General features: G+C 71.4%; 11 protein-coding genes. 7 read left to right on the forward strand and 4 right to left on the reverse strand.

What is annotated here, in order from left to right:
• The 4 genes from ACTIF1_RS12020 to ACTIF1_RS12035 are packed head-to-tail and all read right to left on the reverse strand — an operon-like array spanning window position 1 to window position 4,158.
• The gene (locus ACTIF1_RS12020) at window positions 1–1,272 is read right to left on the reverse strand and encodes an ABC transporter substrate-binding protein (protein ID WP_439596658.1); all 1,272 of its coding nucleotides are present in this window, start codon (window positions 1,270–1,272) and stop codon (window positions 1–3) included.
• A 25-nt stretch (window positions 1,273–1,297) separates the two neighbouring features.
• Window positions 1,298–2,134, reverse strand: a complete 837-nt coding sequence (locus ACTIF1_RS12025) for a carbohydrate ABC transporter permease (protein ID WP_439596659.1) — start codon at window positions 2,132–2,134, stop codon at window positions 1,298–1,300.
• Window positions 2,127–3,038 carry a carbohydrate ABC transporter permease gene (locus ACTIF1_RS12030; protein ID WP_439596660.1) on the reverse strand — a complete coding sequence of 304 codons (912 nt, stop codon included), beginning with the start codon at window positions 3,036–3,038 and terminating at the stop codon, window positions 2,127–2,129. The genes ACTIF1_RS12025 and ACTIF1_RS12030 overlap by 8 nt, the downstream gene beginning before the upstream one ends.
• Window positions 3,031–4,158: an ABC transporter ATP-binding protein gene (locus tag ACTIF1_RS12035; protein ID WP_439596661.1), complete on the reverse strand. Its 1,128-nt coding sequence runs from the start codon at window positions 4,156–4,158 to the stop codon at window positions 3,031–3,033. The genes ACTIF1_RS12030 and ACTIF1_RS12035 overlap by 8 nt, the downstream gene beginning before the upstream one ends.
• 126 nt (window positions 4,159–4,284) lie before the next feature.
• On the opposite strand from ACTIF1_RS12035, the gene hisB reads away from it, so the two are divergent.
• The 7 genes from hisB to ACTIF1_RS12070 all read left to right on the forward strand — a co-directional run bounded on the left by hisB (window position 4,285) and on the right by ACTIF1_RS12070 (window position 9,707).
• On the forward strand, window positions 4,285–4,881 hold the full coding sequence (gene hisB, locus ACTIF1_RS12040) for an imidazoleglycerol-phosphate dehydratase HisB (RefSeq protein ID WP_439596662.1): 597 nt from the start codon (window positions 4,285–4,287) through the stop codon (window positions 4,879–4,881).
• Between the two features lies 1 nt (window position 4,882).
• Window positions 4,883–5,281 carry a DUF2628 domain-containing protein gene (locus tag ACTIF1_RS12045; protein ID WP_439596663.1) on the forward strand — a complete coding sequence of 133 codons (399 nt, stop codon included), beginning with the start codon at window positions 4,883–4,885 and terminating at the stop codon, window positions 5,279–5,281.
• Window positions 5,278–5,931, forward strand: coding sequence for an imidazole glycerol phosphate synthase subunit HisH (gene hisH / locus ACTIF1_RS12050; protein WP_439596664.1), 654 nt, complete (start codon window positions 5,278–5,280; stop codon window positions 5,929–5,931). The genes ACTIF1_RS12045 and hisH overlap by 4 nt, the downstream gene beginning before the upstream one ends.
• Window positions 5,928–6,509: a GNAT family N-acetyltransferase gene (locus ACTIF1_RS12055; protein ID WP_439596665.1), complete on the forward strand. Its 582-nt coding sequence runs from the start codon at window positions 5,928–5,930 to the stop codon at window positions 6,507–6,509. The genes hisH and ACTIF1_RS12055 overlap by 4 nt, the downstream gene beginning before the upstream one ends.
• Window positions 6,510–6,518: 9 nt before the next feature.
• A complete protein-coding gene (gene hisA / locus ACTIF1_RS12060) occupies window positions 6,519–7,247 on the forward strand; it encodes a 1-(5-phosphoribosyl)-5-[(5-phosphoribosylamino)methylideneamino]imidazole-4-carboxamide isomerase (protein WP_439596666.1) in 729 nt (242 codons plus the stop codon).
• 91 nt (window positions 7,248–7,338) lie between these two features.
• Window positions 7,339–8,514 carry a glycosyl hydrolase family 8 gene (locus ACTIF1_RS12065; protein WP_439596667.1) on the forward strand — a complete coding sequence of 392 codons (1,176 nt, stop codon included), beginning with the start codon at window positions 7,339–7,341 and terminating at the stop codon, window positions 8,512–8,514.
• A gap of 5 nt (window positions 8,515–8,519) precedes the next feature.
• The gene (locus tag ACTIF1_RS12070) at window positions 8,520–9,707 is read left to right on the forward strand and encodes an extracellular solute-binding protein (RefSeq protein ID WP_439596668.1); all 1,188 of its coding nucleotides are present in this window, start codon (window positions 8,520–8,522) and stop codon (window positions 9,705–9,707) included.
• Window positions 9,708–9,709: the final 2 nt, after the last annotated feature.

Here is a 9,709-nt window from a genome sequence, read left to right on the forward strand (position 1 = left end):
TCAGCTCCGGCGCGGCAGCAGGCGGCGGACCTCGGCGGCCATCTCGGGCAGCACCACCTCGGGGGTCGCCTGGCCCTCGACCACGCGCGCCATGTTGTCCACCATCACCTGCGTCACGCGGACGCTCTGCGTGCCCGGGAAGGCATACCAGGGGATCATGCGGTCCACCTGCTCGGTCGCGGTGCGGAAGAGCGGGTTCTCGCGGTAGAACTCGCCGAGGTGGCGCGGGTCGTCGATCGCGATCTGGTTCACGGGCACATAGCCGGTGTTCTTCGCCATCAGCGCCGTGCCCTCCGCGCTGGTGGAGAAGCGCAGGAACTTCCAGGCGGCTTCGCGCTTCGTCGCATCACGCGCCGTCAGCATGCCGGCGGCGCCGCCCGTCGGCAGCTTGCCGTCGGCCGCCACCTGCGGGAAGTGCGCGGTGCGCAGCTCAAAGTTGCGGCCGGTGGACTGGATCATGTTGCGCAGGAAGGCGGTGCTGCCAAAGCGCATGCCGAGCTTGCCGGCGGCGAAGGCCTGCAGCGCGGTGGTGGCGTTCAGGTTGGGCATGCCGCCCTCCGTCACCATGCGGCGCAGCAGGCGCAGGCTGGCGAGGCCTTCCGGGCCGGCGAAGCCGACATCGCGCTCATCCGGCGTCAGCATCCGCGCGCCATGGCTGAACAGCAGGGCGGAGAACATCCAGTCGTCGCCGAGCCACTGGTACCACATGCCGTTGGTGCCGCTGCGCTCGGACTCGATGCGCGCGGCGAGCGCGATCACCGCGTCCCAGGTCTTCGGGAAGGCCGCCGGGTCCGGATCGACGCCGAGGCGGCGGAACAGGTCGGCATTGTAGTAGGAAATCGGGTTCGAGGCGGCGAAGGCGAGGCCCGACTGGAAGCCACCGAAATGCGCCAGTGCCAGCAGGCTCGGCGTGTAGCCCTGCGCGGCCGGGTCACCGTCCCGCGTCAGCAGCGGCGCCAGGTCCTGCGCGATGCCGCGCTCGGCGAAGACGCGCAGGCGGTTGAAGCCCTGGTAGGACAGGTCCGGCAGCTGGTTCGTCGCCGCCTGGCGCAGCACCAGCTGGGTGCCTTCCTCGTAGTTCGGCGTGGTGATGAAGTTGATGCGGATGCCCGGCTCGCGCCTGGCGAATTCCGCGGCGATCGCATCGTAGCATTCCTTGTAGATCTGCGGCTGCGCGTAATGGACTGTGATCTCCGCATTGGTCTGCGCACGCAGCGCAGGTGCGGCAAGCAGGCCAGCGCCGAGGGTGAGAAGCGAGCGGCGGTCGATCATGCGCGTGTCTCCAATGGACAAAGAATCAGCCCTTGAGGCCGGTGGTGGCGATGCCCTCGACGAAGCGGCGCTGGGCGAAGAGGAAGGCCAGCACCAGCGGCGCCGTCATGATCACGGCGGCGGCCATCAGGGCAGCGAAATCGTCGCCGGCCTCGTCGGAGCGGAAGAACAGCACGCCGAGTGCGGGGGTGGCGCGGGACGGCCCCTCCACCACGATCAGCGGCCAGAACAGGTCGTTCCAATGCGCGACGACGGAGAAGATCGCGAAGGCGGTCGCCGCCGGCCAGGCATTGGGCAGCACGACGCGCCAGACAATCCCGGCCTCCGACATGCCATCCAGCCGCGCGGCGTGGATCAGCTCATCCGGCAGCGCCTTGAAGAATTGGCGGAACAGGAAGATGGCGAAGACGGAGATGGTGAAAGGCAGGATCAGCGCGGCGTAGGTGTTCAGCAGGCCGAGCTGGCTGAAGCCGACATAGAGCGGCAGTGCCGGCACATGCGGCGGCACCAGCAGGCCCAGCATCACCGCGCCGAAGGCGATGTCCCGTCCCGGGAAGCGCAGTTTTGCCAGCGCATAGCCGGCCGGAACGGCGAAGAGCAGCTGGAAGGCCAGGATGCCCGCGCAGACCACGATGCCGTTCCAGATGTACTGGAACACCGGCACCCGGGCGAAGACTTTGCCGTAGTTCTCAACGGCGAAAAAACGTTCGGGCCATAGCGCCAGGCTGGCGCGGAACAGCTCGTCCAGCGGCTTCAGGCTGGCCGAGACCATCCAGACATAGGGCGCCAGCACCAGCAGCCCGAGCAGGGCCAGCAGCAGCAGCCGCGGCGCATCCGCGAGCCAGGAACGGCGCTCATCCATAATGGATCTTCCGGTCCAGGGCTTTCGTTTGCAGCCAGACCAGCCCGAGCACGATGACGAGGAACACCAGCGTGATCGCCGCCGAATAGCCGAGCCGCAGATAGGTAAAGCCTTCGCGGTACATGGTGTAGAGCAGCACCTCGGAGGCGCGGTTCGGCCCGCCCTGGGTCAGCACCGCCACCGTGTCGAAGACGCGGACGCTGCGGATCAGCGTGATGGTGACGACGAAGAGCGTGGTGGGGCCGAGCAGCGGCCAGGTCACCAGGCGAAAACGGTCCGTCGCGCGCCGCGCGCCATCCATCTGCGCCGCCGCGTAGAGCTCGCGCGGGATCGCCGTCAGCCCCGCCAGGAACAGCACCATGGTATAGCCGAGATTCTCCCACACCCCGATCGCGGCGAGGCTCGCCAGCACCCAGTCGGAGGAGGAGAGCCAGAAGGGCGGATCGGTGATGCCGAGGCGCCGCAGCGCCGCGTTCAGCGGCCCGATGGTGGGGTGCAGCAGATATTGCCAGGCCGCCGCCATGGCGACGGTGAGCGAGACGACCGGCAGGAAGAACACCGCACGAAACAGCGCCCGCCCGCGGATGCCGGCCTCGATCAGCAGCGCCGCGCCGAGGCCGAGCGCGATCGACAGCGGCGTGACGATGCCGACATAGATCACGGTGTTCCGCAGCGAGACCGCAAAGCCGCGATCCGCCAGCAGCTCGGCAAAATTGTCGAGGCCGATCCAGGCGAAGCCCGGCATGCCGAGCTCGTAGTCGGTGAAAGCCAGCGCCACCGCGGCCAGCGTCGGCAGCAGCAGCATCACCGCATAGGCGATGGCCGCCGGCGCCGTCAGCAGCAGCCCGGCGAGCGCCTCGCCAACCGGTGCGGCGCGGCGGAGGGGGAGGGCGGCGTCAGACAAGGGCGCGTTCCACCGGCGCATGGGCGACGACGCGCCGGCCCGCAGCATCGAAGAGCAAGGCGCGGGCGGGGTCGAAGCCGAGCCGCAGCGCGGTGCCGGGGCGCGGGCGCGGGGCCTCGGGCGGCAGGCGCAGGATCACCGACGCGCCGCTGGCGTGGCGGGCATGCAGCAGCACGCTTTCGCCGAGGAATTCGACTGCCTCGGCCACCGCGGCGATGCCGGTCTCGGCGATCCACAGATCCTCGGGCCGCAGCGCGAGCGTCAGCTGGCCGGGCGCGGCCACCACGCCGATCGCCTCGCCGGCCAGCCGCACCATGCCGTCGGCGCCGGCTTCGGCAGGAAGGGTGTTGATGCGGGGGCTGCCGATGAAGGTGGCCACCCGCAGGTCCTGCGGATTCGCATAAATTTCCTCCGGCGTCGCCACCTGCAGGATGCGCCCGGCCATCATCACCGCGACCCGGTCGGCCATGGTCAGGGCCTCCGTCTGGTCATGCGTGACATAGAGGGTGGCGACGCCGGCGGCGCGGTGGATGTCGACGATCTCCCGCCGCGTCTGCACGCGCAAAGCGGCATCGAGGTTGGACAGCGGCTCGTCCATCAGGAAGGCGGCAGGGCGGCGGATGATGGCGCGGGCGAGGGCCACGCGCTGCCGCTGGCCACCCGAGAGCTGGCCGGGCCGGCGGTCCAGCATCGCCTCCAGCCCGAGGGACCGGGCGACGGCGGCGACATCCTGTGCGATGGCGGCGCGGCGGCGGGCGGCGCCGGGCAGGAAGCGCCCCAGCAGCGGCAGCCGGTCCGCGTTGGTCAGGCGCCGCATCGCCAGCGGCACGGCGATGTTCTGGGCGACCGTCAGATGCGGGTAGAGGGCGTAGGACTGGAACACCATGGCGATGTCCCGGTCCGCGGCGCGGCTCTGCGTCACGTCCCGCCCGCCGACCGCGATGCGGCCGCCATCGGCCGATTCGATGCCGGCCACGATCCGCATCAAGGTGGTCTTGCCGCAGCCGGAGGGGCCGACCAGCGCGATGAACTCGCCCTGCCCCACCGTCAGCGATACGTCGTCGAGGGCGGCCACGGCGCCGAAGCGCTTGGCCACCGAGGAAATCTGGATGCCCGCCATGGCGCGCCTTATCGGGGCGGTGGATGACGCCAGGATGCGAAATGGGTGAAACTTGGGTTGCAGCCGCCCAGGCCGGGGGCGCAGCCACAAGTGGACCCCGCGCCCCCTATCGGCTAGTGCAGCGCCATGACGCGCCAAGCCACCCTCGCCCGCGCCACCTCGGAAACCGAGATCCGCCTGACGCTGGACCTGGATGGCCGCGGCAGCGCCGATGTCGCGACCGGGGTCGGCTTCTTCGACCACATGCTGACGGCCCTCGCCCGCCATTCCCTGATCGACCTCACGGTCGCGGCCAAGGGCGATCTTCATATCGACGACCACCACACGGTGGAGGATGTGGGCATCGTGCTCGGCCAGGCGCTCCGCCAGGCCTTGGGCGACAAGCGCGGCATCCGCCGCTTCGGCCAGTGCCTGCTGCCGATGGACGAGGCGCTGGCCGAGGCCGCGATCGATATCTCGGGCCGGCCGTACCTGGCCTGGTCCGTGCCCTTCCAGCGTCCCAAGATCGGCAGCTTCGACACCGAGCTGGTCGAGGAATTCTTTCGCGCCTTTGCCTTCAATGCGGGGATCACCCTGCATGTGACGTTGAAGGCCGGCACCAACGCGCACCATGTGGCGGAGGCCTGCTTCAAGGCCGTCGCCCGTGCGCTGCGCATGGCGGTGGAGATGGACCCGCGGACGCTGGGCGAAATTCCCTCGACCAAGGGTTCGCTGGAGGGCTGAGATGAAGCTCTACACCGTCCATGCCGAAGCCCCGCCGCCGCCGGGCCCCGAGGGCTGGCCCGAGCCGAAGGCGCGCCCGCCGGTGCTGGTGAAGGAAGGTTTTTCCCTCGCCGCGGCCATCTTCGGCCCCTTCTGGTTCGCCTGGAACCGGCTCTGGCTTGCGGCGCTGGGCCTGCTGGTGCTGATCGCGGCCGCCAGCCTGCTGCTGCCGGAGGTGCTGGCCGGTGTCGTCGTGCCGGCCCTGCATGTGCTGGCGGGCTTCGAGGCGCGGGACCTGCTGCGCGCCCGGCTCGCCCGGCGCGGCCAGCCGCTGGCCGGCGTGGTCGCCGCGCCCGATCTCGAAATCGCCTGGTTCCGCCTGATGCAGCAGCGGCCCGACCTGGTGCGCAGCGCGCCATGAGGATCGCCATCGTCGACCCCGGCTCGGGCAACCTCGCCTCCGTGCTGCGCGCGCTGGAGCGGGTGGCGGGCGAATCCGGCCTGCCCGCCGAGATCGCCGTCACCACGGAAGCCGCCGATGTGCGGGCCGCCGATCGCATCGTGCTGCCCGGCCAGGGCGCCTTTGCCGCATGCCGCCGCGGATTGGACGCCCTTCCCGGCATGGTCGAGGCCCTGCAGGAAGCGGTGATCATTGAAAAAAAACCCTTCCTCGGAATCTGCGTCGGCATGCAGCTGATGGCGGAGCGGGGGCTGGAACATGGCGTGACGCCCGGCCTCGGCTGGATCGCCGGCGAGATCGCGCCGATGGATCCGCGCGGGACGGATGGCACCGCCCTGCCCCTGCCGCAGATGGGCTGGAACGGGCTGGACCTGGCCCAGCCGGCGCATCCGCTGCTGGCCGGCATCGCCCCCGGCGCGCATGCCTATTTCGTGCATTCCTACGCGCTGTCGGGCGGCGACCCGGCGCAGCTTCTGGCCAGCACCAGCTATGGCGGGCCGGTCGCGGCCATCATCGGGCGCGACAACCTGGCCGGCACGCAGTTCCATGTGGAGAAAAGCAGCCTGGTCGGCCTGCGCATCCTGGCGAATTTCCTGACATGGGCGCCATGAGCCCCGCCCGGGCCGAGGCGCATGATCTTTCGGTGGAGCTCACCACCGGGCTGACGCCGCACGACCTCGCCGACCTCTGCGAGGCGACCAATGCCGCGATCATCGAGGGTGGCGGCTTCGGCTGGGTGCAGAGCCAGGACCGCGCCGCGCTGGCCCGCCACTTTCGCGGCGTGCTGCTGGTGCCGGACCGCAGCCTGTTCATCGCGCGGCTGGACGGCACCGTGGTCGGCAGCGCCCAGCTGCTGCGCCCGCCGCGCAACAACGAGGCCCAGGCCTTCGCCGCCCAGCTCACCCACGCCTATATCGCCCCCTATGCGCGCGGCTACGGCCTGGCGCGGCAGCTGGTGGCCCGCGTCGAGGAATTTGCCGCCGCCGCCGGCATCCGCGTGCTGAACCTCGACGTGCGGGAGACGCAGGAAAGCGCCATCGCGCTGTTCGAGGCGCTGGGCTACACGCGCTGGGGCACCCATCCGGCCTATGCGCGGGTCGATGGCCGCACCGTCGCCGGGCATTTTTACCACAAGCTGCTGGAGCCCGGCCGCGGCCGGACCACGGACAGCCTGATCGGCGGACGATAGGATTTTCGCATGGGACTGACGCTCTACCCGGCCATCGACCTGAAGGCCGGGCAGGTGGTGCGGCTGAAGCGCGGCGACATGGCGCAGGCCACCATCTACAACGCCGACCCCGCGGCCCAGGCCGCCGACTTCGCCCGCGCCGGTTTTGGCTGGGTGCATGTGGTGGACCTGGACGGCGCTTTTGCAGGAAAGCCCGCCAATGTGGCGGCCGTGCAGGCCATCATTGCGGCGGTGCCGGGGCTTTCGGTGCAGCTGGGCGGCGGGATCCGGGACATGGCGACGGCGGAGACCTGGCTCACCGCTGGCGTCACCCGCATCATCCTGGGCTCGGCCGCGGTGAAGGACCCCGATTTCGCCCGCGCCGCCTGCCGCGCCTTTCCGGGCCGCGTCGCACTCGGCATCGATGCGCGGGACGGTTTTGTCGCCACCGAGGGCTGGGCCGAGACCAGCACGACGACGGCGACCGACCTCGCCACCAGCTTCGCCGAGAGCGGCGCCTGCGCGATCATCTACACGGACATCGCCCGCGACGGGATGCTCACGGGTGTCAACGTGACGGCGACGGCGGCGCTGGCCCGTGCCGTGCCGATCCCTGTCATCGCCTCGGGCGGCGTGGCCTCGACCGACGATATCGTGGCGCTGAAGGCGGAGGGCGTGGTGGCCGGCGCCATCCTGGGGCGCGCACTCTATGACGGGCGCATCGACCCGGCCGAGGCGATCGCCATGGCCGCCGCCTGATTCGGCGAGGCGCCCGGCAGTTGCCGGCCGGCGGCCATTGACACGCGAGGGTTGAGGCACAACCTCCTGAATTAACCTCGCGGTAAATATGATGACCTTCGCGCTGGCGCCTGCGATCCGCGACGCGGCGCCGAGCGCCGTGGTCCCGGCTGCCCTGGTGACGGCGGCGCCCACCGACCCGTCGCGGGCGGATTGGGAGGCCTTCAAGCGGCGCTACCTGGCCGGCGATGGCCGCGTGGTCGATACCGGCAATGCCGGCATCTCCCATAGCGAGGGCCAGTCCTATGGCATGCTGCTCGCCACCTGGATGGACGACCGCCCGGCCTTCGAGGCGATGTGGCGCTGGTCCAACCGCCGCCTGCGCCGCTCCGGCGACAGCCTTCTGGCCTGGCGCTACGACCCGCATGCGCGGCGCGGCGTGATCGACCAGAACAATGCCACCGATGGCGACCTGATCTTCGCCTGGGCGCTGCATCGCGGCGCGCTGCGCTGGGACAGCGCCGAGATGATGGCGGCGGCCTCCGCCGTCGCGCAGGACCTGCTGACCCTCTGCGTCACCACCTATGTCGATCGCCAGGTGCTGCTGCCGGGCACGGCCGGCTTCCTCGAGGCCGACCGCGTCGTGCTGAACCCCTCCTACTACGCCTTCAATGCCTTCCGCAGCCTCTCACGCCTGCTGCCCGACAATCGCTGGCTGCTGCTCGAGACCGGCGGGATCGACATCCTCGGCGGGTCGCGCTTCGGCCGCTGGGGCCTGCCGCCGGATTGGAGCGAGGTGCGCGCGAATGGCGACATCCGCCCCGCGCCCGCCTGGCCGGCGCGCTTTTCCTGGGATGCGATCCGGGTGCCGCTGCATGTCGCCTGGGCCGGGCTGGACCTGCCGGTGCTGCAGGCCGCGGTGACCTTCTGGACGGCACCTGGCATGGCGCATAGCCCGCCCGCCTGGGTGGACCTGCGTAGCGGCGCCATGCCGCCCTATGCCGGTCATGCCGGGATCCGCGCCGTGATCAACCTCGCCGCCTGGCGCAGCGGGCGCGCCGGGCCGCCGCCGCGCATCCCGGTGACGGCCGCGAGCGACTATTACGGCGCCTCGCTGATCCTGCTGGCCGCCATGGCGGCCAGCGAGGGGCCGGAAGCGCCCGCCCTGCCCGGCGCCGTCACCGCCCCGCCGGGCGACGGGATGCTCACCCGGGTGCGGAACTTCCTGGGCCTGGACGAGGCCGAGGAGGCCGAACCGATGCGCTCGCCGCCGCGGCGGCTGCGATGATGCCCGTGCCAGGACTCCCGCGACGCGGCCTGCTGGGCCTCGGCGGCACGCTGCTGGCCGCCCCCGCGCTGGGTCAGGCACCGGCGGTGCCGCCGCTGGTGGTGATGGAGGTCACCGGGGCGGGGCTGGTGCTGCCGCTGCTGCAGGATTTCGCCAACGCGCATCCCGGGCTCGTCAGCGGCGTGGCGCTGGAGCAGATCGACGTCGACGTCATCACCGAGGACCTGGCCGATGCGGTTGCTGCCGGCCAGTCCGGCATCGACCTGGTCTTCGCCGGCGATGCCGGCATCGTCGCCGGCATCCAGGCCGAGGCCTGGCAACCGGCCACCGATTGGGCGCTCGACGGCTTGCCCCCGCTCGACGGGCTGGTGACCCCCGCCGCCATGAGCCTGTGGCGCGGCTTTGCCGGCCTGGCCCTGCCCATCCTGGCCGGGCCGAACGGCCCGCTGCTGGGCTGGCGCCCGGGGCGCGTCGACCGCATGCCGCGCAGCCCGGCCGAGCTGCTCGACTGGGCGCGCGAGAATCCGGGCCGCTTCCTCTATGGCCGGCCGCCGCTGGTCACCAGCAGCCGGCTGTTCCTGCGCGCCCTGCCCTGGCTGCTGGGCGATAGCGACCCGATGCGGCCGGCGACGGGCTGGGACCGCAGCTGGTCCTGGCTCGCCGAGCTCGACCGCCACATCGACTACTACCCGACCAGCCTGGTGGCCGCGACGGCGGAATTCCGCGACGATGGCTGCGACATGCTGGTGCTCTCGGTGGCTGGCGACCTGGAGATGCGGGCCTCCGGGCTGCTGCCGGAGAATCTCGGCGCCTCGGCCTTCGCGGACCAGGCCTGGGCGCTGGCCGGCATCTCCGCCGCCATCCCGCGCGACCTGCCGGCGGATCGCCGCCCGGTGGTGGCGGCGCTGCTCCGCCACCTGCTCTCGCCCGCGGTGCAGGCCAATATGCTCTTCGGCCGCGGCGCCGATGCCGGCGCGCGCCTCCGCCTGGATGTGGAGGGCGCGGCGCAGGGCACGCTGCATGCGGATCTGCGCGCGGCGGGCAGCCTGCCGCTGGGCACAAGGCTGATGCTGCCGCGGCCGGGGCTGCTGGCTCCGCAGGCGCCGCTGCTGCAGCCGCTGGGCTGGGAGGATGCGCTGGAAGCCGGGCGGATCTGGGACGCGCGGATCGGCGCGGCGCATGGCCTGCCCTGAGG

It is taken from the genome of Falsiroseomonas sp. (assembly GCF_051860665.1).
In the GTDB taxonomy this organism is placed as follows: Bacteria; Pseudomonadota; Alphaproteobacteria; order Acetobacterales; family Acetobacteraceae; genus Falsiroseomonas.